Raw genomic sequence first — 23,669 nt, forward strand, 5'->3', positions numbered from 1 at the left:
CCTCGCGTACCGATCGGTTACAGGATGATGGAGACCAGCGATCAGGCGGATTATCCGCTCGCTCCGGCGACATTCGCGCGGGCGTTCGATTCGAGCCCGACGCCGATGCTGCTCACGGGGGCGACGCACGACAACAACCCGATCGTCTGGGTGAACGAGGCCTTCCTGAAGCTGACCGGCTACGACCGCGACGAGCTTCTCGGGCGCAATTGCCGGATGCTGCAGGGCGCCGGCACGGACGCGTCGGAGGTCGCGCGCCTGCGCGCCGCGCTCGAGGCGGCCGAGCCGATCGAGTGCGAGCTCCTGAACTACCGCAAGGACGGCACCGCCTTCTGGAACAGCATGACCGTCAACCCGGTGCGAAACGCCGACGGACGGGTGACGTTCTTCTTCGCCGCGCAGGCCGACATGACCGACAAGCGCACCGTCGAGCAGGCGATGCGCGGCACCAACGACGAGCTGGAGCGCCAGGTCGGGCAGCGCACCGCCGACCTGCAGGCGGCCCTCGAGCAGAAGACCGCCCTGCTCCACGAGGTCGATCACCGGGTCAAGAACAACCTCCAGGTGATCTCGTCGCTGATGCTGCTGAAGGCCCGGCGCACGCCCGAGGGCGAGGCGCGCGATGCGCTCTCGAGCATGGCCGAGCGCATCGGCGCGCTCTCGACCGCCCACCGCATGCTCTACTCGGCCGGCGACGTCACCAAGTTCAACCTGTCGGACTTCACCGACGACTTCCTGTCCGATCTCAACGCCGGGCTCGATGCGGAGCGGACCCGGGTCGAGGCGCGGATCGACTCGATCGCCGTCTCCGCCGCGATGGCCGCGCCGCTCGCCCTGATGATCCACGAGCTGGCGACCAACGCCGTCCGCCACGCCTTTCCCGAGAACCGGAGCGGCCGCATCGGCATCACCGCGCAGCGCACCGACGCCGGCATGCACCTCACGATCGAGGACGACGGCGTCGGCCTCGATGCGGGGCCGGTGAACCCGGCGGGCTTCGGCCGGAACCTCGTCGAGATGGTGGTGCGGCAGCTGCGCGGCACGATCACGTGGCGCGATCGGGCGCCGGGCACCGTCGTCGAGATCGACATTCCCCTGGCGGAGGACGCGTGAGCGCCCCGGCCCTGCGCATCCTCGTGGTCGAGGACGAGGCGCTGATCGCCCTCGAGCTCGAGTTCCTGCTCGACGACCTCGGCTACGTCACGGTCGGCATCGCCGCCAGCTCGACCGAGGCGATCGCGCTCGGGCAGTCCACCGCACCCGACATCGCGCTCGTCGACATCCACCTCGTCGACGGGCCGACCGGCGTCGACGTCGCCCGCGCGCTCAGCGCCGACCCGCGCACGACGGTGGTGTTCATGACCGCCAACGCCAAGCGCATCCCCGACGACTTCGCGGGCGCCTTCGGCGTGATCTCCAAGCCCTATTCCGAGCGGGTCGTGGCGAGCACCCTCGACTACGTGGCCGGCTGCCGCGCCGGGCGCGTCCCGGCCCCGCCCTGCCCGGACGGGTTCTTCCGCGCGCCCGGTTGAGCCGGGCTCAGCCGGCGGCCGCCTCGCGCTCGCGCTTGAGCCGGTAGAGCGCCTCCATCGCCTCGCGCGGCGTCAGCGCGTCCGGGTCGATCGCGTCCAGCAGCAGGCCGAGCGCGTCGTCCGCCTCGACCGCCGGTTCCGGCAGAGGGGGCGGGGCGAGGCTCGCGAACAACGGCAGGTCGTCGATGCGCGGACGGCTGGGGCGCTCGCGCTCGGCCTTCTCCAGCCCCTTCAGGATCGCGCCGGCCCGCGCGACGACGCTGCCCGGAAGGCCCGCGATCCGCGCCACCTGGAGCCCGTAGCTGCGCTCCGCCACCCCCGGCACCACCTCGTGCAGGAAGACCACGCCGTCCCGGTGCTCGGCGACCTTCAGGGTGGCGTTGTCGAGCCGCGCCAGCCGCTGGCCCAGGGCGGTCAGCTCGTGGAAATGGGTGGCGAACAGCGCGCGGCAGGCGTTCGTCTCGTGCAGGTGCTCGAGGCAGGCCCAGGCGATCGAGAGCCCGTCATAGGTCGCGGTTCCGCGCCCGATCTCGTCCAGGATCACCAGCGAGTGCCGGGTCGCCTGGTTCAGGATCGCGGCCGTCTCGACCATCTCGACCATGAAGGTCGATTGCCCGCGCGCGAGGTCGTCGGCGGCGCCGACCCGGGAGAACAGGCGGTCGACGCGGCCGATCCGGGCCTGGAGCGCCGGCACGAAGGCGCCGATCTGCGCGAGCACGGCGATCAGGGCGTTCTGGCGCAGGTAGGTCGACTTGCCGCCCATGTTCGGGCCGGTGATCAGCCGGATGCGGCCGCGCCCCTCGCCCGAGAGGTCGCAATCGTTGGCGATGAAGGCCGCGCCGGATTTGCGCAGGGCCGCTTCGACCACCGGATGGCGGCCGCCCGCGATGACGAAGCTCAGCGACGCGTCGACCTGCGGTCGGCGCCAGTCGAGCTCCACCGCAAGCTCGGCGTGGCTCGCGGCCACGTCGAGGGCGGCCAGGGCCTCGGCGATGCCGCCGATCGCCTCGGCCTGCGCGACGATGCGGGCGGCGAGGTCGTCGAACACGGCACCTTCCAGGGCGAGCGCCCGCTCGGCGGCCCCGGAGATCTTCTGCTCCAGCGCGCCGAGCTCGACGCTGGTGAAGCGCATGGCGTCGACCATGGTCTGGCGATGCACGAAGTCGCGCATCAGGCCCTTCAGGCAGGCTTCGCCGACCGATTGCGGCACCTCGATGAAGTAGCCGAGCAGGCCGTTGTGCTTGATCCGCAGCGTGCGGCACCCGGTCTCCTCGGCGTAGCGCGCCTGCAGGGCCGCCACGACCTTGCGCGAGTCGCTCCCGAGCAGGCGGGCCTCGTCGATGTCGGGATGGTAGCCGGCGCGGACGTATCCGCCGTCGCGGCGGTTCAGCGGCAGCTCGTCGGCGAGGCTCGCGCGCAGCATGTCGAGCAGGTCGCGATCGGCGCGGGCGAGGATGCCGGAGAGCCGCGCCAGATCTTCCGGCAGGTCGCGTCCGTCTGACAGGCGCGCGCCGAGCGCCAGCGCCACGTCGAGCCCGTCGCGGATCGCGGCGAGGTCGCGCGGGCCGGCGCGGCCGAGGCCGGTGCGGGCCAGCGCGCGGGCGAGGTCGGGCGCGCGGGCGAGCGCGTCGCGCAGCGTCGCGCGCAGGGCGCGATCCTCCACCAGCCGCGCCAACGCCTCGTGTCGCCGCGCGATGGCGGCGAGGTCGGTGAGCGGCCCGGCCAGATGCTCGGCCAGGAGCCGCGCGCCGTTGGCCGAGACGGTCCGGTCGATCGCGTCGAGGAGGCTGCCCGCCCGCTCGCCCGAGAGCGTGCGCGTGAGCTCGAGGTTCGCGCGCGTCGCCGCGTCGATCGCCAGCGTCGTCCCGGCCTCCTCGCGGGTCGGCACGCTCAGGGGCGCGCGGGCGGCGAGCTGGGTGCGCGCGACGTAAAGCAGCGCCGCTCCGGCGGCGGCGATCTCGGCCCGGGTGAAGGCGCCGAAGCCGTCGAGCGTCGCGACGCCGTACTGCTCGCGGATGCGGCGCTCGGCCGAGGCCGGCTCCAGCTCCGCCTGGGCCAGGGGCACCACCGCCGCCCGCGTCTCGGCCCAGAGCCGGGCGAGCGCCGGATCGGTGTGGATGGCCTCCGACAGGACGATCTCGCGCGGATCGTGGCGGGCGATCGCGCCGGCAAGGTCGGCGCCCGCAACCTCGCTCAGGGCGAAGCGCCCGGTGGAGATGTCGATCGCCGCGAGCCCGTAGGCGAAGGCCGTGTCCGAGACCTTGCGACGGCCGACCGCCAGAAGCAGGTTGGCGCTGCCCGGATCGAGCAGGCGGTCCTCGGTGATGGTGCCGGGGGTGACGAGGCGCACGACCTCGCGGCGGACCACCGATTTCGGGCCCCGGCGCTTGGCCTCAGCCGGATCCTCGGTCTGCTCGCAGACCGCGACCCGGTGCCCGAGCCCGATCAGCCGGCTGAGGTAGTCGTCGGCGCGCTCCACCGGCACGCCGCACATCGGGATGTCGGCGCCGCCGTGCTTGCCGCGCTTGGTCAGGACGATGCCGAGCGCCCGCGAGGCCGTCTCGGCATCGGAGAAGAACAGCTCGTAGAAGTCGCCCATCCGGTAGAACAGCAGGCAGTCCGGGTTGGCGGCCTTGATCTCGATGTACTGCGCCATCATCGGCGTCGGGCCGGCGACCTCCGCGGTGCCTGATCCGGCGACGTCGGCGAGGTTTCGGGCTGAGCTGCGGGCCATGAGACGGCTCTTAGCAGACGCGTCCGGGTTTGATCAGCGGCCGCCCGCCGGATCGCTGGGGAGAAGGCCGGACGCTGCCGGCGACGCGACGAACGAAGGAAGCCGGCGCCATGGGGCGCCGGCTTCCTCGCATCGCTTCGAGGCGGATCGATTAGTAGCGCGGGCCGCCGACCGTATTGCCGAGGTTCTGCTGGTAGCCGCGCATCGCCGGGTTGCGCGCATTCGGGTTCCCGTGGCGCATGGTATTGCGGCGGCGCATCATGCGCTCGGCCTTGGTGGAGTGGTGATGACGGTAGTGGCGGCGATAGGCGACCGCGTCGGTCGTGCTGCCGGCGACGATGCCGGCCTGCGGCATCGCGGGCGCGGCGGAGACGGAGATCGACCCCAGGCCGAGGCCGCCGAGAAGCAGTCCGGTCGCAAGGGTCAAGGAAAGACGTGTCATCAAAAATTCTCCAGTCCGCGCTCATGCGCTGCCGGGCTATAAGTTCAAGCGCCTCAAGTCGTTCCAGGCATCGGCCGTGGAATCGTGCCGTCGAAGGGGGATTAATTTCTTGGCTAAATCGGGATTGTTCGCGGACTTGAATCGTAACGCCGCCCGATCGTCACGGTAGGACGATCGCGATGCCATCCGCCCCGACGTCTGCTCTGTCCCCGCTCAGCCCCCTGCCGATCGATGCGGCGCTTCCCGCCCTGCGCGCGGCGCTGGCATCCTCGAACGCCGCCGTGCTGGTCGCTCCGCCGGGTGCCGGCAAGACGACGCGGGTGCCGCTCGACCTCCTCGACGCGCCCTGGCTCGGCTCCGGCAAGATCATCGTGCTGGAACCGCGCCGTCTCGCTGCGCGTGCCGCGGCCGATCGCATGGCCGGCACCCTGGGCGAGCGCGTCGGCGACACCGTCGGCCTGCGCGTCCGGCTCGGCTCGAAGATCTCGGGCCGCACCCGGATCGAGGTCGTGACCGAGGGGGTCTTCGGCCGCATGATCCTCGACGACCCGGAACTGTCCAGCATCGGCGCGGTGCTGTTCGACGAATTCCACGAGCGCTCGCTCGATGCCGATTTCGGCCTCGCCCTCGCCCTCGACGCGCAGGCCGGCTTGCGCGACGACCTGCGCATCCTGGTCATGTCGGCGACGCTCGACGGCGCCCGCGTCGCGCGCCTGCTCGGCGACGCGCCGGTCGTGGCGTCCGAGGGACGCGCCTTTCCGGTGGAGACCCGCTACGCCGACCGCGATCCGAACCGCCGGATCGAGGACGCGATGACGGACGCGATCCTGCGTGCACTGCGGGCCGATCCGGGTTCGGTCCTGGCCTTCCTGCCGGGCCAGGGCGAGATCCGCCGCGTCGCCGCGGCGCTGGAAGGCCGCGTCGGGCCCGAGGTCGCGGTCGCGCCGCTCTACGGCGCGCTGATGCCGGCCGAGCAGGACCGGGCGGTGTCGCCGGCCGCACCCGGCGCGCGCAAGGTGGTGCTGGCCACCAGCATCGCCGAGACCTCGCTGACGATCGAGGGCGTGCGCATCGTGGTCGATTCCGGCCTCGCGCGGGTGCCGGTCTACGAACCCGGGCTCGGGCTGACCCGGCTGGTGACCGCGCGCGCCTCCCGCGCCTCGGTCGACCAGCGCCGCGGCCGCGCGGGCCGGACCGAGCCCGGCGTGTGCTGGCGGCTCTGGGCCGAGGCCGGAACCAGCGCGCTCGAGCCGTTCACCCGCCCCGAGATCGTCTCGGCGGACCTGGCGGGCCTCGTGCTCGATTGCGCCGAGTGGGGCGTGACCGATCCCGGCACCCTCGCCTTCCTCGACCCGCCGCCGGCGCCCGCCCTGAAGGAGGCGCGCGCGATGCTGCGCGACCTCGATGCGATCGACGCGGACGGGCGCCTCACCGAGACCGGGCGGCGCGTGCGCGCCCTCCCCCTGCCGCCGCGGCTCGCCCGCATGGTGGTCGCCGCCGCCGGCCTCGGCGCAGCGGCGGCCGCCGCCGACCTCGCCGCCGTCCTGGTCGAGCGCGGCCTCGGCGGCGACGCGGTCGACCTCGCCGACCGGGTCGAGCGCTTCCGTCGCGACCGCGGGCAGCGCGCCGCCGACATGCGCCGGATGGCGCAGGGCTGGGCACGGTCGGCCGCCGCATCCGGCGAGCGCGGGGCTCCCGAGCCGAGCGCCGGATCGTTGCTGGCGCTGGCCTATCCCGACCGGGTCGCGAAGGCGCGCGGGCGCGAGGGCGAGTTCGTGATGGCCAACGGCCGGGCCGGGCGCCTCGACCCCGCCTCCCCGCTCGCCCGCGAGCCGTTCCTCGTCGTCGCCGACATCGTCGGCGCCGCCGGCAACGCCCGCATCCTCGCCGCCGCCGCGATCGACCTCGACGCGATCGAGGCCGGCTTCGCCGACCGGATCGAGGGCGTCACGCAGGTGACCTTCGATGCGGCGGCACGGGCGCTGCGGGCCCGCAGCCTGCGCCGTCTCGGCGCCGTCACGCTCGGCGAGCGCACGCGCCCGGTTCCGCCGGATCTCGACTCGGCCAAGGTCCTCGCCCGCGGCATCGCCGGGCTCGGCCTCGAGCGCCTGCCCTGGACCCCGGCGCTGACGCAGTGGCGCGCCCGCATCGCGTTCCTGCGCGCGGCGGAAGGCGGCGACTGGCCCGATCTGACGGACGGCGCCCTCGCCGGGATGGTCGAAGACTGGCTCGCGCCCGCCCTCGTCGGCCGCCTCGGCCTCGACGCCGTCACCGCCAGCGACCTCGGCGAGGCGCTGCAGGGGTTGCTGCCCTGGCCCCTCCGGGCTCGCCTCGACGCCGAGGCGCCGACCCATGTCGAGGTGCCGACCGGCTCGCGGATCCCGATCGACTACGAGGCCGAGGGCGGCCCCGTCCTGGCCGTGCGGGTGCAGGAGCTGTTCGGGCTGGCGACGCATCCGACCATCGGCCGGGCGCCGCTCGTGCTCCACCTGCTCTCGCCCGGCCACCGTCCGGTGCAGATCACCCGCGACCTCCCGGGCTTCTGGCGCGGCTCCTGGAGCGCCGTGCGCACCGAGATGCGCGGCCGCTATCCGCGCCACCCCTGGCCGGAGAACCCGCTGGAGGCGCCGCCGACCCGCCGCGCCAAGCCGCGCGGCACGTGAGCGCGAACGGCAGGTAACAGGTGACAGGTGACAGGCGGCGGGCGCGATGCGACCGTGACACGAAGCCGGGCGCGACCGCCCGCCGCGAGATCGAGACTCCGCCCGCATGCCGACCGAAGAACCGCAGAATCCCGAAGCCGGGCAGCCCGAGGGCGACGGCTGGACGCCGATCCACGACACCGGCTTCATCGCCCATGTCGGCCCGGTCTACGTCCGCGACGGCGCCTACGCGTTCCGGGCCGCCGACAAGCACGCCAACCTGATCGGCGTCGTCCACGGCGGGATGCTGATGAGCTTCGCCGACCGGGCGCTGGGCGAGACCGCGATGCGGGCGGCCGACGGGGCGAACTGCGTGACGATCCAAATGGAGATGCAGTTCGTCGACACCGCGCGGCTGGGCGACTGGATCACCGTGGCGCCGGAGGTGATCAAGCGCACCGGCTCGCTCGTCTTCCTGCGCTGCGAGCTTCGGCACGCGGCGCGCGTCGTCGGCGTCGCCTCGGGCGTCTGGAAGATCCTGCGCCGGCGCCCGGAGGCGCCCCCCGTTCCCGGACCGACCGGCGACGCTATCTGAGAGCGCCATGACCACCTCCGACGATCCGACCCTGAGCCGCCTCGGCGCGGCCCTGGCCGACCTGCCCAGGCGCGGCCTGCCGCCGGTCGAGACCTGGAACCCGCCCGATTGCGGGGCGATCGACATGCGCATCGCCGCCGACGGCACGTGGTTCCATGCGGGCACGCCGATCCGCCGCCCGAAGATGGTCAAGCTCTTCGCCTCGATCCTGCGGCGCGAGCCCGACGGCACCACCGTCCTGGTCACGCCGGTGGAGAAGGTCTCGATCGTGGTGGAGGATGCGGCCTTCCTCGCCGTCGAGATGGCGGTCGACGGCGCGGGCGAGGCGCGCCGCATCAGCTTCCGCACCAACGTCGACGACCTCGTGCCCGTCGACGCCGAGCACGAGCTCCGCTTCGCGCAAGGCGAGGCCGGGGCGCTCAAGCCCTATCTCCACGTCCGCCGCGGCCTCTGGGCGCTGGTGACGCGGGCGCTCACCTACGACCTCGTCGCCCTGGCCGAGGAACGCGACCTCGACGGCGCCCCCTGGCTCGGGATCGCCGCCGGCGGCCGCTTCCACCGCATCGCCCCGGCCGATGCGGCGTGAGCATCGTGGGCAGCCCGACCCGCGACGCGGACCTCGCCGACTTCCTGGCGCGCGCCGAAGCGCGTCTCGCGCGCGACCCGCCCGGGCCGGACGACCCGACCTCGAACCCGCGCGGCGACCACAGCCTGGAGCCCGACGGCAGCGCCGTGATCCCGCCGCCGCCCCATCGCCGGGCGGCCGTGCTGGTGCCGGTCGTCGCGCGCGACGCCGGCCTCGCGATCGTGCTGACGCAGCGCGCCGCCCACCTGCGCGACCATTCCGGCCAGGTCGCGCTGCCCGGCGGCAAGATCGACCCGACCGATGCGAGCCCGCACGCGGCGGCCTTGCGCGAGGCCGAGGAGGAGATCGGCCTGTCGCCGGAGCGCGTGCGGATGCTGGGCTACCTCGATCCCTACCTGTCCGGCACCGGGTTCCTGGTGGCGCCGGTGATCGGGCTGATCGACCCGGAGGCGCGCCTCGCGCCGAACCCGGCCGAGGTCGACGCGATCTTCGAGGTGCCCTTGGCGGTGCTCGCCGACCGCGCGCGCTACGAGCTGCGGATGCGGGTGTGGCAGGGGCGCGAGCGGCGATTCTACGCCCTCCCCTACGGCGAGCGGCTGATCTGGGGTGTGACAGCGGGCATCCTGCACAACCTCGCCGAACGGCTCGATTTCGGGCGGCCGAAGGCCCAATCTTAAGCCGCGCGGGGATCGCCCGCGCCCAATGATCGGGTGCCATGCTGCGTCGCTTCGTGGAGGAGTTCGGGCTCTTCCTGCTGCCCTTCGGGCTGTTCTTCGCCTACCTGCTGCTCGTCGGCCGCAACCCGCTGCAGCGGGCGCACTGGGACGCGCAGGCCTTCCGCCTCGTCCTGGCCGGCTTGGCCGTGGTGATCGCCTCAATGGTCGCCTCGGGCCTGTTCTCCGAGCGCCATGCCGCCGGCTTCGTGCCGACCCACATGGAGAACGGCCGCCTGGTGCCGGGCGAGTTCCGCTGATGCGCAGCCTCGACCCCGAGGGCCCGGCACTGCTGCTCGCCAGGCCGGAGGTGCGGGCGGCGCTCGGCGCCCTGGACCAGGCCGGCGAGGAGACCCGCCTCGTCGGGGGCTGCGTCCGCGACGCGCTCCTCGGGATCGACGCCGCCGACATCGACCTGGCGACGACGCTGCTGCCCGACGCCGTGATCGCCCGCGCGCGGGCGGCGGGCCTCAAGGCGATTCCGACCGGGATCGAGCACGGCACCATCACGCTGGTCGTCGCCGGCCGACCGGTCGAGGTCACGACCCTGCGCGAGGACGTCGAGACCGACGGGCGGCACGCGGTCGTCCGCTTCGGCCGCGACTTCGTGCGCGACGCCGAGCGGCGGGACTTCACGGTCAACGCGCTCTCGCTCGGGGCCGACGGCACGCTGCACGACACCACCGGCGGCCGCGCCGACCTCGCGGCCGCCCGCGTCCGCTTCATCGGGGACCCCGCGACCCGGATCCGCGAGGACGCCCTGCGCATCCTCCGGTTCTTCCGCTTCCATGCCCGCTTCGGCGAGGGCCGACCGGACGCGGACGCGCTCGCCGCCTGCATCGCCGCGCGGGCGGCCCTCGACGGCCTGTCGCGGGAGCGCGTGCGATCGGAATTCCTGAAGCTTCTGGCCGCGCCGCATGCGCTCGAGGCGGTCGATGTCCTCGCCGAGACCGGCCTCCTGGCCCGCATTACCGGGGGCGTCGCCGAGAGCGGGCGTCTGTCGCGCGCGATCGCGGCCGGCGCTCCGACGATCCACTGGCTCGCCGCCCTTTCCGTGACGACGCGGGCCGATGCCGAGCGCCTCGCCGAGAGCCTGCGCCTGTCCAAGGCCGAGCACGTCGCCCTCGAGGCTTACGCCCGCGCCCTCGCCGCGCTGAAGACCCGGGCCGTGATCGACATTCCGGCGCTGCGGGCGCTCGCGGCCGAGCACGGAACGGCAGCCCTGGGGGCGGCGCTGGCCGTCGTCGCCGGCGAGCCGCGGCCGGTGATCGGGGCCGACGCCGCGGCTGCCTGGAGGGACATGAAGGACGGCCCGGCCCCGGTCCTGCCGGTGACCGGCGCGATCCTCGTCGCCCGCGGCATCCCGGCCGGGCCGCGGATCGGGCTCGCCCTGGCGGCGGCGCGCCGGCGCTGGCTCGACCAGGGCTGTCCCGTCGGCCCGGAAGCGGCCGAGGCGCTAATCGCGCACGTCCTCGACATGGAAAAGCCCGCCGAACCGCACCGGTGACGGCGGTTCGAGCGGGCTTCGGGAGCCTCGGCCGAGAGCGGCGAACGGCTCAGAGCTTGAGGAGGTTCTTGGTCTCCTGGAGCTGGACGATCTGGCCGTTCAGCTCCTCGCGCTTCTGCAGGTCCTCGGTGGCGTCGCGCTGCAGCTCGGCCGCCTCGATGTCGCGGTCGAGGGATTCCGGGGTCAGCTCCTCGATCGGCGCCGCGCGCTCGGCCAACACCGTCACCCCGGTCGGGCCGATGTCGGCGAAGCCGCCGCGGACGTAGATGCGCTTGCCGCTGTTGGCGCGCTCGGTGACCACGATCACGCCGACGCGGAGCGAGGTCAGCACCGGAGCGTGGCCGGCGAGGACGGTCATCTCGCCCTCGGTGCCGGGAAGCTGCACCGACTCGACCTCGCCGGAATACAGCGACCGCTCGGGGCCGACGAAATCGAAGTGGAAGGTGGCCATGCGCTCGGAATCCCGACGTTTGTCATTCCCGGCACGCGGCCTGCTAAAGGCTGCGTGCCGACCTGAGAGGTTAGGCCCTGCGCCGGTCCGTGGCGAAGCCGAGGCCGAAGCCGACCAGAGCGCCGATGCCGGCGAACAGGCCGATATGCTGCATCTGACCAGTGGTCAGCTCGCCGCCCCGGGCACCGGCCGGGCGGTCGCCCTGCACCTCGACCGAGAGCGGCCCGATCTTGAGCTCGGCCGCCTCGGGCCGCGTGACGTAGCCGACGAGGCCGCCGGCCAGGAGGCCGACGACCAGAAGGACGATCTTGCCGTTCAAGACCTCAGGCGGCCTTCAGCTTCTTGGCCTTGGCCTGGGCGTCCTCGATGGTGCCGACCATGTAGAAGGCCGCCTCCGGCAGGTCGTCGTACTTGCCCTCGACGAGGCCCTTGAAGCCCTTGATGGTGTCTTCCAGCGGCACCTGGATGCCCGGCGAACCGGTGAAGATCTCGGCCACCGAGAACGGCTGCGAGAAGAAGCGCTCGATCTTGCGGGCGCGGGCCACGGTCAGCTTGTCCTCTTCCGACAGCTCGTCCATCCCGAGGATGGCGATGATGTCCTGGAGCGACTTGTAGCGCTGCAGCGTCTGCTGGACCTTGCGGGCCACCTCGTAGTGCTCCTCGCCGAGGATCGCCGGCGAGAGCATGCGCGAGGTCGAGTCGAGCGGGTCCACCGCCGGGTAGATGCCCTTCTCGGCGATCGAGCGCGACAGCGTCGTGGTCGCGTCCAAGTGGGCGAAGGAGGCGGCAGGCGCCGGATCGGTCAGATCGTCGGCCGGCACGTAGATCGCCTGCACCGAGGTGATCGAGCCCTTGTTGGTGGTGGTGATGCGCTCCTGCAGGGCGCCCATGTCGGTGGCCAGCGTCGGCTGGTAGCCCACCGCGGACGGGATGCGGCCGAGCAGCGCCGACACTTCCGAGCCGGCCTGGGTGAAGCGGAAGATGTTGTCCACGAAGAACAGCACGTCCTGGCCCTGGTCGCGGAAGTCCTCGGCGATGGTGAGGCCGGTGAGCGCGACGCGCGAGCGGGCGCCGGGCGACTCGTTCATCTGGCCGTAGACCAGCGCGCACTTGGAGCCCTCGGCCGAGCCGTTATGCTCCTTCGGGTCCATGTTGACCTTGGACTCGATCATCTCGTGGTAGAGATCGTTGCCCTCGCGGGTGCGCTCGCCGACGCCGGCGAAGACCGAGTAGCCCGAGTGCACCTTAGCGATATTGTTGATCAGCTCCATGATCAGCACGGTCTTGCCGACGCCGGCGCCCCCGAACAGGCCGATCTTGCCGCCCTTGGCGTAGGGAGCAAGCAGGTCGACCACCTTGATGCCGGTGACGAGGATCTGCGACTCGGTCGACTGGTCGGTGTAGTCCGGTGCCGGCTGGTGGATGGCGCGCAGGCTGTCGGACTGAATCGGGCCGGCCTCGTCGATCGGCTCGCCGATGACGTTCATGATGCGGCCGAGCGTGTTGTGGCCGACCGGCACCATGATCGGCGAACCCGTGTCCGTGCATTCCTGCCCGCGGGTCAGGCCCTCGGAAGTGTCCATCGCGATGCAGCGCACGGTGCTCTCGCCGAGCTGGGCGGCGACTTCGAGAACGAGGCGGGCGCCGTTGTTCTTGGTCTCGAGCGCGTTCAGGATCTCCGGCAGGTGGCCGTCGAACTGGACGTCGACGACGGGGCCGATGACCTGGGTGATCTTGCCGACCTTGTTGGAGCCGGCGCCGGGGAGAGCGGTGTTTGCCATGATTGCGTGCCCTTGAAAGGTATGCGGTCGGTGCGCCGGTGAGGGCGCTTAGAGGGCTTCGGCGCCCGAGATGATCTCGATGAGTTCCTTGGTGATCATCGCCTGACGCGTGCGGTTGTAGATCAGCGTCTGCTTCTTGATCATCTCGCCCGCGTTGCGGGTCGCGGAATCCATGGCGCTCATGCGGGCGCCCTGCTCGGAGGCCGCGTTCTCCAGGAGCGCCCGGTAGACCTGGACCGTGAGGTTCTTCGGCAGCAGCGTCTCGAGGATCGCTTCCTCGGACGGCTCGAACTCCAGAGCCGAGTCGGCTGGCGCGCCGGTGGTGCTAGCGACGCCCTCGGGCAGCTCCGCCGGGATCAGCCGCTGCGCCGTCGGGATCTGCGAGATCACCGAACGGAACTCGGAGAAGAACAGCGTCGCGACGTCGAACTCGCCGGCCTCGTACCGGGTCAGGATCTTGTCGGCGATCTCGGCGGCGAAGGGGTAGTCCACTGGGCGGTTGCCGCGGATGTCCTGGCTCTCGACGATCTGCTCGCGGAACTGGCGGCGCAGCTGGTCGAGGCCCTTCTTGCCGACCGTCATCATCTTGACGGTCTTGCCCTCGGCCGTGAGCTTGTCGGCATGGGCCCGCGCCAGGCGCGCGATCGACGAGTTGAAGGCGCCGCACAGGCCGCGGTCGCCGGTGCAGACGATCAGCAGGTGCGTCTGGTCCTTGCCGGTGCCGGCCAGCAGCTTCGGGGCGCCGACGCCGCCGACGAGGTTCCCGGCGAGGTTGCCGAGCACGGCCGCCATCTTCTCGGCGTAGGGCCGGCCGCTCTCGGCGGCCGTCTGGGCGCGCCGCAGCTTCGCGGCGGCGACCATCTGCATCGCCTTGGTGATCTTCTGCGTCGCCTTCACCGAAGTGATGCGGTTGCGCAGATCCTTCAAACTCGCCATCGGGTGGTCCGGTCTCTCAGGGCCTGTTCACGATCGGGCGCCCGTCGCCGGGCGCCCGATGCGGCGGGTTCTCAGTTCGCGAGCGACTTGGCCACGCCCTCGACCACGCTCTTCAGCTTGGCGGCGCTGTCGTCAGACAGGTCCTTCGAGTCGCGGATGGTGGAGAGCAGGTCGGCGTGCTTGGAGCGCAGCGCGGAGAGCAGCGCGTCCTCGAACGGGCGGACCTTCGCCACCGGCATCTTGTCGAGGTAGCCGTTGACGCCGGCGTAGATCACCGCGACCTGCTCTTCCATCTTCAGCGGCGAGAATTGCGGCTGCTTCAGGAGCTCGGTGAGGCGCGAGCCGCGGTTGAGCAGCTGCTGGGTCGAGGCGTCCAGATCCGAGCCGAACTGGGCGAAGGCCGCCATCTCGCGGTACTGCGCCAGCTCGCCCTTGATCTTGCCGGCGACCTTCTTCATCGCCTTGGTCTGGGCCGAGGAGCCGACGCGCGAGACCGACAGGCCGACGTTCACCGCCGGGCGGATGCCCTGGTAGAACAGGTCGGTCTCCAGGAAGATCTGGCCGTCGGTGATCGAGATCACGTTGGTCGGGATGTAGGCCGAGACGTCGTTAGCCTGGGTCTCGATGACCGGAAGGGCGGTCAGCGAGCCGTTGCCGGCGGCATCGCCCATCTTGGCGGCGCGCTCGAGCAGGCGCGAGTGCAGGTAGAACACGTCGCCGGGATAGGCCTCGCGGCCCGGCGGGCGGCGCAGCAGCAGCGACATCTGGCGGTAGGCCACGGCCTGCTTGGAGAGATCGTCGTACGAGATCACGGCGTGCATGCCGTTGTCGCGGAAGTACTCGCCCATGGCGCAGCCGGCGAACGGCGCGATGAACTGCATCGGCGCGGCGTCCGAGGCGGTGGCGGCGATGACGATCGAGTACTCCATCGCGCCCTGGTCCTCGAGGACCTTCACGAACTGGGCCACCGTCGAGCGCTTCTGGCCGATCGCGACGTAGATGCAGTAGAGCTTCGAGGTCTCGTCGCCGCCCGCGGCGTGGCCGGGCTTCTGGTTCAGGATCGTGTCGAGCACGATCGCGGTCTTGCCGGTCTGGCGATCGCCGATGATCAGCTCGCGCTGGCCGCGGCCGACCGGGATCAGGGCGTCGACGGCCTTGAGGCCGGTCGCCATCGGCTCGTGCACCGACTTGCGCGGGATGATGCCCGGCGCCTTTACGTCGACGCGGCGACGCTCGGTAGACTGGATCGGGCCCTTGCCGTCGATCGGGTTGCCGAGCCCGTCCACGACGCGGCCGAGCAGGGCCTTGCCGACCGGCACGTCCACGATCGCGCCGGTGCGCTTGACGGTCTGGCCTTCCTTGATGTCGCGATCGGAGCCGAAGATCACGATGCCGACGTTGTCCTGCTCGAGGTTGAGCGCCATGCCGCGCACGCCTGACTCGAACTCGACCATCTCGCCGGCCTGGACGTTGTCGAGGCCGTAGGCGCGGGCGATGCCGTCGCCGACGGACAGGACCTGGCCGACCTCGGAGACTTCGGCTTCCTCGCCGAAGTTCTTGATCTGGTCTTTCAGGATCGCGGAGATCTCGGCGGCGCGGATGTCCATCGTCGGGCCCTTCAGTTCGTTCGAATCAGGTGTTTACGTGTGATGGCGGGAGCCGGAGCGTCCTGTCGGACGGCCTAGCGCGCTTCCCGCATCGCGAGACGGATGCCGTTGAGCTTGGTCCGGAGCGAGGCGTCGACCATGCGCGAGCCCATCTTCACGATGAGGCCGCCGATCAGGCTGGGGTCGACGTGCAGGTCGAGGTCGATCTCGGACTTGGCGACGTCGCGCAAGCTCGCCTTGATCTCTTCCAGCACCGCGTCGGAGGGACGCTCCGCCACCCGGACCTCGGCGCGGACGATGCCCTTCGACTCGCGCACCAGGCTGCGGAACGCGGAGATCATGCCGGGCAGCGCGAACAGGCGGCGGTTGGCGGCCGAGAGGCGGATGAAGTTGGCGGCCAGGCCGGTGATGCCGGCCTTCTCGAGGATCGCGCCGATCGCGGCGGCCTGCTCCTCGCCGGAGAAGACCGGGCTGCGCACGAGGCGGCGGAGGTCGGCGCTCTCCTTGAGCAGGGCGTCGAAGCGCTCCAGGCCCTCGGCCGTCGCATCGACCTGACGCTCGTCACGGGCGAGATCGAACAGGGCGGAGGCGTATCGACCCGACACGCCGCCGACCAGGGAACCCTCGGAACCGTTCTGCGCCACCCGTCGCTCTCTCTTGTTCCTTGGCCCTTCGGTTCCGACCGGGCCGCGCCGTACTGAGGGCGCCGGGCCGGAGACCGTCGGGAAATGGGATTGTGCCGGGCGGTCGGGGACCATGAAGATCCCTCGGCCGGCGCGGCGACCGCCTAGCATGGCAACCGGAGCCGCGCAAGGCGATCGGCCGGCCGCGGCGCCCCGGCCGAGCTTGCGCGAAAGCCGCGATCCGCAGGCGTCGATCAGCAGGCGAGGCGATCGCACCGGCGCGTGGCGGCGATCATCTTCGCCATCGCCCGCGCGCCCGGATGGCCGAGGATGCCGGCATTGCCGAGCACGTAGGACGGGGTCGCGTAGAGGCCGAGATCGGCCGCGATCCGCATCTGGCTCTTGAGCGCTTCGCGGACCTCGTCGCTGTCGGCGATCGTCTCCAGATCCGGGCCGGCGATGCCGAGCGCGGTGCCGGCGGCGAGCGCGCCGGGGCCGTCGATCTTGCCGGGCTTGCCGAGCAGCTGGCCGTAGAAGGCCCAGGCGGCCTCGGAGCCGAGCTTGCGCTGGACGGCCAGCGCCACCTTGGCGGCCTGCGCCGATTGCGGCGACAGGATCGGGTTCTGCACCAGGCCGATCCGAAGCGCCGGGTCGGCGGCGTGCAGCGCGATCACGTCGGCGGCGGCCTTGCGGCAGTAGGGGCAGTTGAAGTCGAAGAACTCGTACAGCGTCGTCTCGGCCTCGCGCGGGCCGACATAGGTGACGCCGCGCAGGGACGCGATCTGCCCGGTGATCTCGCCGGGCAGCACCGAGTTGGCGACCGCCCTGCCCTCGTCGCTCGTCACCGCGACCCGCTGCCCGTAGGACTGGGCGCGGGCGGCCCCGGCGAGGGCGACGCCGGCTGCGGCCGAGGTCGCGAGGAGGTGGCGGCGGGTGAAGGGCATGGCGGCGTCCGGGCGGCGGTGTCGAGCCCGCGCATCAGCCCGGCGATTCAGGCGATGTCGGGGCCTTCGGCCGGATTGTTTCGCCGCGGGATCCGTTCGGCGCGAATTCTCGTCAGCGCATGTCGCCCGGCCGCTCGCCGGCGGCCCAGGCCAGCGCCTGCTCGAGCCGGTCGTTGCCCCAGAAGAGCTCGCCGTCGTCGGTCAGGAAGGTCGGGGCGCCGAAGATGCCGCGCGAGCGTGCCTCCTCGCCGACGACGCGGAGCTTGGTCTTGTTGGCCTCACTCGCCGCCGCCTTGAGCTGCTGCGTCCCGTCGAGGCCGAGGCCGTTGAGGATCTCGACCACCGCCGCGGGCTCCGCGATCGAGCGGCCGTGCGCGAAGCAGGATTCGAACACCGCCTTCGAGAACGGCACCAGCCAGTCCTGGTCCTGCCCGAGGATCGCGGCGCGGGTCGCGCTGAGGCTGTTCTGCGGGAACGGATCGGGGCGGCGCACGGGCGGCAGGCCGCAGCGCGCGGCTTCGCGCTCCAGGTCGCGCCACATGTTCCGGCCCTTAGCCGGGTAGAGGTTGAAGGGGGAGCTGGTCCAGCCCTGCGAGGCGAAGATCGGCCCGACCAGGAACGGGCGCCAGCGCACGGCGACGCCGGCCGCCGCGGCCAGTCCCTCGATCCGGGCGGCGGCGAGGTAGGAATAGGTCGAAGCGAACTCGTACCAGAACTCGAGGGTCGGCTGGCGCGCCATGGTGATCGCTTCTCCGGGTCTGGATATCGGCACGCAAATCTCGCACCCGTCGGTGTCGGGAGCGAGGCGGCCTCGGGCGCGTGGACGAGGGTCCGCGACGCCCCGCACGCCTGATCGAACGTCCGTCCCGGCATGCCGGTTGCAGGCCGTTCCGGTTGCAGGCTTCGGGACGGCGCGATAAGCCGCCGCAACCCCCGGCCCGCCGCCCTTGGCCCCTCGCCTTCGGTCCGTCGCCCGAGGCCCTCGCCCCAAGTCCCTCGCCCCTGCCCATCGCCGCGAACACCCGAAGGTCCGTATGTCCGAGCCCGACAAGAAGCCCGTGAACAAGGTGGTGCTGGCTTATTCCGGCGGCCTCGACACCTCGATCATCCTGAAATGGCTGCAGACGACCTACGGCTGCGAGGTGATCACCTTCACCGCCGATCTCGGGCAGGGCGAGGAGCTGGAGCCGGCCCGCCGCAAGGCGGAGCTGCTCGGGATCAAGCCGGAGAACATCTTCATCGAGGACCTGCGCGAGGAATTCGTGCGGGACTACGTGTTCCCGATGTTCCGCGCCAACGCGGTCTACGAGGGCGTCTACCTGCTCGGCACCTCGATCGCCCGGCCGCTGATCGCCAAGAAGCAGATCGAGATCGCCGAGCGCCTCGGCGCCGACGCGGTCTGCCACGGCGCCACCGGCAAGGGCAACGACCAGGTCCGGTTCGAGCTCGGCTACTACGCCCTGAAGCCCGACGTGACGGTCATCGCTCCCTGGCGCGAATGGGACCTGAAGAGCCGCGAGCAGTTGATCGCCTTCGCGGAAGCGCATCAGATCCCGATCGCCAAGGACAAGCGCGGCGAGAGCCCGTTCTCGGTGGACGCCAACCTCCTGCACGCCTCCTCCGAGGGCAAGGTGCTGGAGGACCCGGCCGACGAGGTGCCGGACTACGTCTTCTCGCGCACGCTCTCGCCCGAGGAGGCGCCCGACACGCCGACGATCATCACCGTCGGCTTCGAGAAGGGCGACGCGGTCTCCATCGACGGCGAGGCGCTGTCCCCGGCCTCGCTCCTGGCCAGGCTCAACCAGCTCGGCCACGACAACGGCATCGGCCGGCTCGACCTCGTCGAGAACCGCTTCGTCGGCATGAAGAGCCGCGGCATGTACGAGACGCCCGGCGGCACCATCCTGCTGCCGGCCCACCGCGCGATCGAGTCGATCACGCTGGACCGGGGCGCGGCGCACCTGAAGGACCAGATCATGCCGCAATACGCGGAGCTGATCTACAACGGCTTCTGGTTCTCGCCCGAGCGCGAGATGCTGCAGGCGCTGATCGACAAGAGCCAGGAGAAGGTCACCGGCGAGGTCCGGCTGAAGCTCTACAAGGGCGGCGTCCACGTCATCGGCCGGACGAGCCCGCACTCGCTCTACGACCAGGACCTCGTCACCTTCGAGGAAGGCGCCGTCGCCTACGACCACCGCGACGCGGCGGGCTTCATCAAGCTCAACGCGCTGCGGCTGCGGACCCTGGCGCAGCGCAAGAAGCGGGACGCCTGAGGGCCTGCACCCTCCCCCGCGAAGGGGGAGGGAAGCCGCCGGGCGACCGCGGCCTAGGCGTAGTCGCCCGGCGCGATGTCGGCGTAGCGCAGGAAGATCTGCAGCGCCGGCTGGATCTCGTGGTGCAGGGCGGAATCCGGCACCGGCGTCGCGCCGTAGGGCGCCTCCGCGTCGACGCAGGGCACGTCCAGCGCATCGCTCCAGCGCACGGCGAGGTGCGGGATCAGCGCGAGGTGCTCGGCGGTGACGTCGAAGGTGATGTGCTCCGGCGTGGCGCCCTCCGCGTCGCGGAACACGTCGCCGGCCCGGCCCGGATCGAGCTTGGCCAGGGGGTTGTGGTACTGGTAGCGCCCGGGCTTGAGCACCGCGTGGCGGACGAAGGCGGCGAACGCCGCGCCAACCGCCCGGTGCTCCGCGTCGGCCCCCTCGTCGTCGCCGGTGACGTTGGCGATGTCGTCGTCCCGCGCGGTCGAGCCGTAGGGCGCGTCCGGGTGGATCATCGGCGCGCCCGCCCCGTCGGCGTTCCAGCCGACGACGAGGCGGCGGATCAGGGCGATCCGCTCCAGGGTGATCTCTGTGGTGCCGGTCTCGGCCATGGCGCTCGTTCTCGTTCGGATCACGCTCCCTAACCGCATCGGGCCGGTCTGCGAACCGGGGATCTGAAAAAACTCATCCCCTCAGGCAGCCCATCAGGCCCTCGACCTGCCCCATCCGGCCCTGGATGCGCTCGGCCTGCGCCCGCACCCCGCGCGAGGGCCGCCCGGCGCTGCGCCGGATCGGGTTCGGCAGGGTCGCGGCGAGCAGGGCCGCCTCGCCGCGGGTGAGGTCGCGGGCGTTCTTGCCGAACCAGTGCCGGGCGGCGGCCTGCGCGCCGTAGACGCCGTCGCCCCACTCGGCGACGTTGAGGTAGATCTCCATCATCCGCCGCTTGCCCCAGAGCGCGTCGAGGAGAAACGCGAGCGGGATCTCCAGCGCCTTGCGGAGGTAGGACCGGCCGGGCCAGAGGAAGACGTTCTTCACCGTCTGCATCGCGATCGTCGAGGCGCCGCGGCTCGGGCCGTCCTCGTCGTCGACCACGTCGCGCAGGGCCCCGACGTCGACCCCGTTGTCGAGGCAGAAGCGCTGGTCCTCGGAGGCGACGACCGCCTGGACCAGCGCCGGCGCGATCGCCGACAGCGGCACCGCCTCGCGAGCCACCGGCTGCAGCGTCAACCATCGCCCGAGCATCAGGGTTGAGGGCGGCGTCACCGCGCTATAGAGCAGCGCCAGCGCGAGCATGAGGACGATCCCGACCGCCGGGACGAGCAGGATGCGCCCGACGAGCTTCCGGACCCGCCGCGACGGTGGCGGCAGCTGCGGGCGCCCCAGCGACCTCAGGTCCCGCGCCTCGGTACTCTGCGCGTCGCGACCCGGCGCCGCTTTGCTATCGTCCGCCCGCACCGTGTCGCGTCCCACTCCCGCCAAGGCCCGTTCCCGATGACCTCAACGCAGGCTCACCCCGCTCCGGTCAAGTCGCAAGCCGCCGGCGACGGGTTTTCCCACAAGCTCGCCCGCGTGGCCGACACGGTGGAGACTTTCCTCGTCGAGCGCCTCGGCCCCGAGGTCGGCCCCGGCGAGATCGCGCGCCCGCCCCGCCTGATGGAGGCGATGCGCCATGCGGTGCTCGGCGGCGGCAAGCGCCTGCGCCCGTTTCTCGCGGTCGAGACCGCGCGCATGCTCGGCGGCTCCGAGGCCGGCGCGCTCGCGGCCGGCGCCGGCGTCGAGCTGGTGCACTGCTACTCGCTCGTCCACGACGACATGCCGGCGATGGACGACGACGACATGCGCCGCGGCAAGCCGACCGTGCACAAGGCCTACGACGAGGCCACCGCGATCCTCGTCGGCGACGCGCTGCAGACCCTGGCCTTCGAGATCGTGGCCGACCCGACCTGGCAGCCCGACCCGTCGATCCGTGCCGACCTCGTGCTCGGCCTCGCCCGCGCCTCGGGCTTGGGCGGCATGGTCGGCGGCCAGCTGCTCGACCTGACGGCGGAAGGCCGCTTCGGCCCGGTCTCCCTCGACGTGGACGACACGCTGCGGATGCAGGCGATGAAGACCGGCGCCATCCTCGCCTTCTCGGTCGAGGCCGGCGCGATGGTCGGCGGCGCCACCCGGGACGAGCGCGCCGCGCTGCTGCGCTACGGCCTCGCACTGGGCCAGGCCTTCCAGATCGCCGACGACATCCTCGACCGCGAGGCCTCGCCGGAGGCGATGGGCAAGGCCACCGGCAAGGACAAGGACGCCGGCAAGGCGACCCTCGTCGACCGCCTCGGCCTCGACGGCGCCCGGGCCGAGTGCGACCGGCTGGTCGGCGTCTGCGAGGAGGCGGTGGCCCGCTGGGGCGACCGGGCGCGGACCCTGTGCGAGGCGGCCCGGTTCACGGTGGCGCGGAAGGTGTGACGTTTCCAAAGCGGTCGAATCAGGGCGCGCGTTTCGTGCCGGTTCGATCGGATCGTCCCACCCACGCCCTCATCCTGAGGTGCCCGCGTGAGCGGGCCTCGAAGGAGTTCTCCAGCACCCTCGCGATCTCTGGAGCGTTCCTTCGAGGCCTCCGCTTCGCTCCATCGCCTCAGGATGCGGAAGTGGGGTGGGACAGTCGAAGATCGGTAAGGCCGGTCGAAGTGAGTCGTTACGGCTCTCAATGACCCATCGATAAGAGGCGAACTCCATGACCACCTACAAGCTCCTGCTCCTGCCCGGCGACGGGATCGGCCCCGAGGTGATGGCCGGCGTCGAGACGGTGCTGACGGCGCTGGCCGAGACCGGGCTCGCCACCTTCGAGACCGAGACCGACCTCGTCGGCGGCTCGGCCATCGACGCCCACGGCAAGCCGCTCTCGGATGCGACGCTGGCCAAGGCCGACGCGGCGGACGCGATCCTGCTCGGGGCCGTCGGCGGGCCGAAGTGGAACGGCGTGGCCTACGAGATCCGCCCCGAGGCCGGCCTGCTGCGGCTGCGCAAGGACCTCGGCCTGTTCGCGAACCTGCGCCCGGCGATCTGCTACCCGGCGCTGGCCGACGCCTCGGCGCTCAAGCGCGAGCTGGTCGAGGGCCTCGACATCATGATCGTGCGCGAGCTCACCGGCGGCGTGTACTTCGGCGAGCCGAAGGAGATCACCACCCTGCCCGCCGGCTCGAAGCGGGCCGTGGACACGCAGGTCTACACCACCGCCGAGATCGAGCGGATCGCGCACGTCGCCTTCGATCTCGCGGGCAAGCGCTCCGGCCGGGTCGCCTCCGCCGAGAAGCACAACGTGATGAAGTCCGGCGTGCTGTGGAAGGAGGTCGTCACCGAGGTGCACGCCCGCCACTACGCGGGAATCGCGTTGGAGCACGTGCTCGCCGACAACTGCGCGATGCAGCTGGTGCGGCGCCCGAAGCAGTTCGACGTGCTGGTGACGGACAACCTGTTCGGCGACGTGCTCTCCGACGTCGCCGCCATGCTCACCGGCTCGCTCGGGATGCTGCCCTCGGCCTCCCTCGGCGCGGTCGACGCGCGCGGGACCCGGAAGGCGCTCTATGAGCCGGTGCACGGCTCGGCGCCCGACATTGCCGGCCAGGACAAGGCCAACCCGATCGCGATGATCGGCTCGCTCGCCATGTGTCTGCGCTACTCGTTCGGCCTCGGCGAGGCGGCCGACCTCGTCGACGGCGCAATCACCGCGGCGCTGGCCGGCGGCGCGCGCACGGCCGACATCGCGAGCGACGGCGCCCCGGTGCTCGGCACCCGCGCGATGGCCGAGCTGATCGCGTCCGAGCTGCGCGTCCGCGCGGCCTGAGCGGCGGGACGCCACGCATGAAAAAGGGCGCGCAGCCCGTGCTGCGCGCCCCGATCGACGAGGTCCGTGTCGGCTTAGTACGGGTTGCCGTAGCGCGCGACGTAGGAGGTCGGATCGATCGCGTCGATCGCCGAGAAGTCGACGTTGCGGATCGCGCTCGACCGGGCGCCGATGAACGGGCCGTTGGTGATCGGGTCGGGCAGGATGCCGCCGCCGTAGCCGTCGTTGCGGCCGTAGACCGGGTTGAGCTGGTTCGACTGCGCGATCAGGACCGGGTTGGTGGCCGGGTTGCTCACCGAGCCGTTGCCCGGCTCGACGACGTTGCCGGCATCCAGCCAGCTGCGCGGGCGGATGCGGATCGGCAGCGGACGGCTGACGCGGTAGCCCGGGGCGTAACCGTCCTGGGCCTGGACCGGCGCGGTGAAGCCGAGGCCGGTGACGGCGAGGGCGCCCAGCAGGGCGATCTTGATCGAGCGCATGACGCAC

Annotated in this window: 24 protein-coding genes; 11 read left to right on the plus strand and 13 right to left on the minus strand. The window is 71.9% G+C overall.

Annotation, left to right across the window (positions count from 1 at the left end; all coding sequences use genetic code 11):
* Positions 1 to 24: 24 nt before the first annotated feature.
* Together ACFZ8E_RS16070 and ACFZ8E_RS16075 are read left to right on the plus strand one after the other, a co-directional pair.
* Positions 25 to 1,113, plus strand: coding sequence for a PAS domain-containing protein (locus ACFZ8E_RS16070; RefSeq protein ID WP_147842084.1), 1,089 nt, complete (start codon positions 25 to 27; stop codon positions 1,111 to 1,113).
* Complete coding sequence (locus tag ACFZ8E_RS16075) at positions 1,110 to 1,532, plus strand: response regulator (RefSeq protein WP_243946688.1); 423 nt, start codon at positions 1,110 to 1,112, stop codon at positions 1,530 to 1,532. The genes ACFZ8E_RS16070 and ACFZ8E_RS16075 overlap by 4 nt, the downstream gene beginning before the upstream one ends.
* Positions 1,533 to 1,539: 7 nt before the next feature.
* Here ACFZ8E_RS16075 and mutS read toward each other — a convergent pair whose 3' ends face one another.
* Both mutS and ACFZ8E_RS16085 read right to left on the minus strand, forming a co-directional pair.
* Positions 1,540 to 4,191, minus strand: a complete 2,652-nt coding sequence (gene mutS / locus ACFZ8E_RS16080) for a DNA mismatch repair protein MutS (RefSeq protein ID WP_405044392.1) — start codon at positions 4,189 to 4,191, stop codon at positions 1,540 to 1,542.
* A 226-nt stretch (positions 4,192 to 4,417) separates the two neighbouring features.
* Positions 4,418 to 4,708, minus strand: a complete 291-nt coding sequence (locus tag ACFZ8E_RS16085) for a hypothetical protein (RefSeq protein ID WP_147729502.1) — start codon at positions 4,706 to 4,708, stop codon at positions 4,418 to 4,420.
* Positions 4,709 to 4,887: 179 nt separating this feature from the next.
* On the opposite strand from ACFZ8E_RS16085, the gene hrpB reads away from it, so the two are divergent.
* The 6 genes from hrpB (at position 4,888) to ACFZ8E_RS16115 (ending at position 10,751) form a co-directional block, all read left to right on the plus strand.
* The gene (gene hrpB, locus ACFZ8E_RS16090; RefSeq protein WP_405043246.1) at positions 4,888 to 7,371 is read left to right on the plus strand and encodes an ATP-dependent helicase HrpB; all 2,484 of its coding nucleotides are present in this window, start codon (positions 4,888 to 4,890) and stop codon (positions 7,369 to 7,371) included.
* A 106-nt stretch (positions 7,372 to 7,477) separates the two neighbouring features.
* Positions 7,478 to 7,945 carry a PaaI family thioesterase gene (locus ACFZ8E_RS16095; RefSeq protein ID WP_147844603.1) on the plus strand — a complete coding sequence of 156 codons (468 nt, stop codon included), beginning with the start codon at positions 7,478 to 7,480 and terminating at the stop codon, positions 7,943 to 7,945.
* A 7-nt stretch (positions 7,946 to 7,952) separates the two neighbouring features.
* Positions 7,953 to 8,531, plus strand: coding sequence for a DUF1285 domain-containing protein (locus ACFZ8E_RS16100; RefSeq protein WP_243946694.1), 579 nt, complete (start codon positions 7,953 to 7,955; stop codon positions 8,529 to 8,531).
* On the plus strand, positions 8,528 to 9,208 hold the full coding sequence (locus ACFZ8E_RS16105) for a CoA pyrophosphatase (RefSeq protein WP_243946696.1): 681 nt from the start codon (positions 8,528 to 8,530) through the stop codon (positions 9,206 to 9,208). The genes ACFZ8E_RS16100 and ACFZ8E_RS16105 overlap by 4 nt, the downstream gene beginning before the upstream one ends.
* A 38-nt stretch (positions 9,209 to 9,246) precedes the next feature.
* A complete protein-coding gene (locus tag ACFZ8E_RS16110; protein WP_147843531.1) occupies positions 9,247 to 9,504 on the plus strand; it encodes a DUF6111 family protein in 258 nt (85 codons plus the stop codon).
* Positions 9,504 to 10,751, plus strand: coding sequence for a CCA tRNA nucleotidyltransferase (locus tag ACFZ8E_RS16115; RefSeq protein ID WP_405043247.1), 1,248 nt, complete (start codon positions 9,504 to 9,506; stop codon positions 10,749 to 10,751). The genes ACFZ8E_RS16110 and ACFZ8E_RS16115 overlap by 1 nt, the downstream gene beginning before the upstream one ends.
* A gap of 49 nt (positions 10,752 to 10,800) precedes the next feature.
* Here the strand turns inward: ACFZ8E_RS16115 and ACFZ8E_RS16120 are convergent, their stop codons facing one another.
* The 8 genes from ACFZ8E_RS16120 to ACFZ8E_RS16155 form a co-directional block, all read right to left on the minus strand.
* Positions 10,801 to 11,202 carry a F0F1 ATP synthase subunit epsilon gene (locus tag ACFZ8E_RS16120; protein ID WP_147728188.1) on the minus strand — a complete coding sequence of 134 codons (402 nt, stop codon included), beginning with the start codon at positions 11,200 to 11,202 and terminating at the stop codon, positions 10,801 to 10,803.
* A gap of 70 nt (positions 11,203 to 11,272) precedes the next feature.
* A complete protein-coding gene (locus ACFZ8E_RS16125; RefSeq protein ID WP_243946700.1) occupies positions 11,273 to 11,521 on the minus strand; it encodes a hypothetical protein in 249 nt (82 codons plus the stop codon).
* Between the two features lie 4 nt (positions 11,522 to 11,525).
* On the minus strand, positions 11,526 to 12,983 hold the full coding sequence (atpD, locus tag ACFZ8E_RS16130; RefSeq protein ID WP_147728190.1) for a F0F1 ATP synthase subunit beta: 1,458 nt from the start codon (positions 12,981 to 12,983) through the stop codon (positions 11,526 to 11,528).
* A gap of 48 nt (positions 12,984 to 13,031) precedes the next feature.
* Positions 13,032 to 13,919: a F0F1 ATP synthase subunit gamma gene (locus tag ACFZ8E_RS16135; protein WP_147728191.1), complete on the minus strand. Its 888-nt coding sequence runs from the start codon at positions 13,917 to 13,919 to the stop codon at positions 13,032 to 13,034.
* 71 nt (positions 13,920 to 13,990) lie between these two features.
* Positions 13,991 to 15,526 (minus strand): F0F1 ATP synthase subunit alpha, encoded by a 1,536-nt coding sequence (gene atpA / locus ACFZ8E_RS16140; RefSeq protein WP_147728192.1) that lies wholly within the window; start codon positions 15,524 to 15,526, stop codon positions 13,991 to 13,993.
* A gap of 74 nt (positions 15,527 to 15,600) precedes the next feature.
* A complete protein-coding gene (locus ACFZ8E_RS16145; RefSeq protein ID WP_147728193.1) occupies positions 15,601 to 16,170 on the minus strand; it encodes a F0F1 ATP synthase subunit delta in 570 nt (189 codons plus the stop codon).
* 233 nt (positions 16,171 to 16,403) lie between these two features.
* Entirely contained in the window at positions 16,404 to 17,093 is a 690-nt protein-coding gene (locus ACFZ8E_RS16150; RefSeq protein WP_243932154.1) for a DsbA family protein, read from the minus strand.
* A 112-nt stretch (positions 17,094 to 17,205) separates the two neighbouring features.
* Positions 17,206 to 17,832: a 2-hydroxychromene-2-carboxylate isomerase gene (locus tag ACFZ8E_RS16155; protein ID WP_147729303.1), complete on the minus strand. Its 627-nt coding sequence runs from the start codon at positions 17,830 to 17,832 to the stop codon at positions 17,206 to 17,208.
* Between the two features lie 295 nt (positions 17,833 to 18,127).
* On the opposite strand from ACFZ8E_RS16155, the gene ACFZ8E_RS16160 reads away from it, so the two are divergent.
* Positions 18,128 to 19,366: an argininosuccinate synthase gene (locus ACFZ8E_RS16160; RefSeq protein WP_147729302.1), complete on the plus strand. Its 1,239-nt coding sequence runs from the start codon at positions 18,128 to 18,130 to the stop codon at positions 19,364 to 19,366.
* A gap of 53 nt (positions 19,367 to 19,419) precedes the next feature.
* Here ACFZ8E_RS16160 and ACFZ8E_RS16165 read toward each other — a convergent pair whose 3' ends face one another.
* Positions 19,420 to 19,962: a hypothetical protein gene (locus tag ACFZ8E_RS16165; protein WP_243946702.1), complete on the minus strand. Its 543-nt coding sequence runs from the start codon at positions 19,960 to 19,962 to the stop codon at positions 19,420 to 19,422.
* A gap of 73 nt (positions 19,963 to 20,035) precedes the next feature.
* Entirely contained in the window at positions 20,036 to 20,644 is a 609-nt protein-coding gene (gene mtgA, locus ACFZ8E_RS16170) for a monofunctional biosynthetic peptidoglycan transglycosylase (protein WP_405044393.1), read from the minus strand.
* Positions 20,645 to 20,842: 198 nt separating this feature from the next.
* Between mtgA and ACFZ8E_RS16175 the strand changes: the two genes are divergently transcribed.
* Complete coding sequence (locus tag ACFZ8E_RS16175; protein ID WP_147728945.1) at positions 20,843 to 21,805, plus strand: polyprenyl synthetase family protein; 963 nt, start codon at positions 20,843 to 20,845, stop codon at positions 21,803 to 21,805.
* A 268-nt stretch (positions 21,806 to 22,073) separates the two neighbouring features.
* A complete protein-coding gene (gene leuB, locus ACFZ8E_RS16180) occupies positions 22,074 to 23,183 on the plus strand; it encodes a 3-isopropylmalate dehydrogenase (RefSeq protein ID WP_405043248.1) in 1,110 nt (369 codons plus the stop codon).
* Between the two features lie 74 nt (positions 23,184 to 23,257).
* Here the strand turns inward: leuB and ACFZ8E_RS16185 are convergent, their stop codons facing one another.
* Entirely contained in the window at positions 23,258 to 23,662 is a 405-nt protein-coding gene (locus ACFZ8E_RS16185; RefSeq protein ID WP_147729876.1) for a hypothetical protein, read from the minus strand.
* Positions 23,663 to 23,669 lie beyond the last annotated feature (7 nt).

It is taken from the genome of Methylobacterium sp. HMF5984, assembly GCF_045033435.1.
In the GTDB taxonomy this organism is placed as follows: Bacteria; Pseudomonadota; Alphaproteobacteria; order Rhizobiales; family Beijerinckiaceae; genus Methylobacterium.

Excerpts from the sequence above, each read along its gene's own strand:
- atpA (WP_147728192.1), bottom strand. The coding sequence starts at position 15,526 with ATGGACATCCGCGCCGCCGAGATCTCCGCGATCCTGAAAGACCAGATC.
- ACFZ8E_RS16150 (WP_243932154.1), bottom strand. The coding sequence starts at position 17,093 with ATGCCCTTCACCCGCCGCCACCTCCTCGCGACCTCGGCCGCAGCCGGC.
- ACFZ8E_RS16155 (WP_147729303.1), bottom strand. The coding sequence starts at position 17,832 with ATGGCGCGCCAGCCGACCCTCGAGTTCTGGTACGAGTTCGCTTCGACC.
- ACFZ8E_RS16100 (WP_243946694.1), top strand. The coding sequence starts at position 7,953 with ATGACCACCTCCGACGATCCGACCCTGAGCCGCCTCGGCGCGGCCCTG.
- leuB (WP_405043248.1), top strand. The coding sequence starts at position 22,074 with ATGACCACCTACAAGCTCCTGCTCCTGCCCGGCGACGGGATCGGCCCC.
- ACFZ8E_RS16165 (WP_243946702.1), bottom strand. The coding sequence starts at position 19,962 with ATGGCCGAGACCGGCACCACAGAGATCACCCTGGAGCGGATCGCCCTG.
- mtgA (WP_405044393.1), bottom strand. The coding sequence starts at position 20,644 with ATGCTCGCGCTGGCGCTGCTCTATAGCGCGGTGACGCCGCCCTCAACC.
- ACFZ8E_RS16120 (WP_147728188.1), bottom strand. The coding sequence starts at position 11,202 with ATGGCCACCTTCCACTTCGATTTCGTCGGCCCCGAGCGGTCGCTGTAT.
- atpD (WP_147728190.1), bottom strand. The coding sequence starts at position 12,983 with ATGGCAAACACCGCTCTCCCCGGCGCCGGCTCCAACAAGGTCGGCAAG.
- ACFZ8E_RS16070 (WP_147842084.1), top strand. The coding sequence starts at position 25 with ATGATGGAGACCAGCGATCAGGCGGATTATCCGCTCGCTCCGGCGACA.
- ACFZ8E_RS16110 (WP_147843531.1), top strand. The coding sequence starts at position 9,247 with ATGCTGCGTCGCTTCGTGGAGGAGTTCGGGCTCTTCCTGCTGCCCTTC.
- ACFZ8E_RS16135 (WP_147728191.1), bottom strand. The coding sequence starts at position 13,919 with ATGGCGAGTTTGAAGGATCTGCGCAACCGCATCACTTCGGTGAAGGCG.
- ACFZ8E_RS16160 (WP_147729302.1), top strand. The coding sequence starts at position 18,128 with ATGTCCGAGCCCGACAAGAAGCCCGTGAACAAGGTGGTGCTGGCTTAT.
- mutS (WP_405044392.1), bottom strand. The coding sequence starts at position 4,191 with ATGATGGCGCAGTACATCGAGATCAAGGCCGCCAACCCGGACTGCCTG.
- ACFZ8E_RS16085 (WP_147729502.1), bottom strand. The coding sequence starts at position 4,708 with ATGACACGTCTTTCCTTGACCCTTGCGACCGGACTGCTTCTCGGCGGC.
- ACFZ8E_RS16115 (WP_405043247.1), top strand. The coding sequence starts at position 9,504 with ATGCGCAGCCTCGACCCCGAGGGCCCGGCACTGCTGCTCGCCAGGCCG.
- ACFZ8E_RS16095 (WP_147844603.1), top strand. The coding sequence starts at position 7,478 with ATGCCGACCGAAGAACCGCAGAATCCCGAAGCCGGGCAGCCCGAGGGC.
- ACFZ8E_RS16185 (WP_147729876.1), bottom strand. The coding sequence starts at position 23,662 with ATGCGCTCGATCAAGATCGCCCTGCTGGGCGCCCTCGCCGTCACCGGC.
- hrpB (WP_405043246.1), top strand. The coding sequence starts at position 4,888 with ATGCCATCCGCCCCGACGTCTGCTCTGTCCCCGCTCAGCCCCCTGCCG.
- ACFZ8E_RS16175 (WP_147728945.1), top strand. The coding sequence starts at position 20,843 with ATGACCTCAACGCAGGCTCACCCCGCTCCGGTCAAGTCGCAAGCCGCC.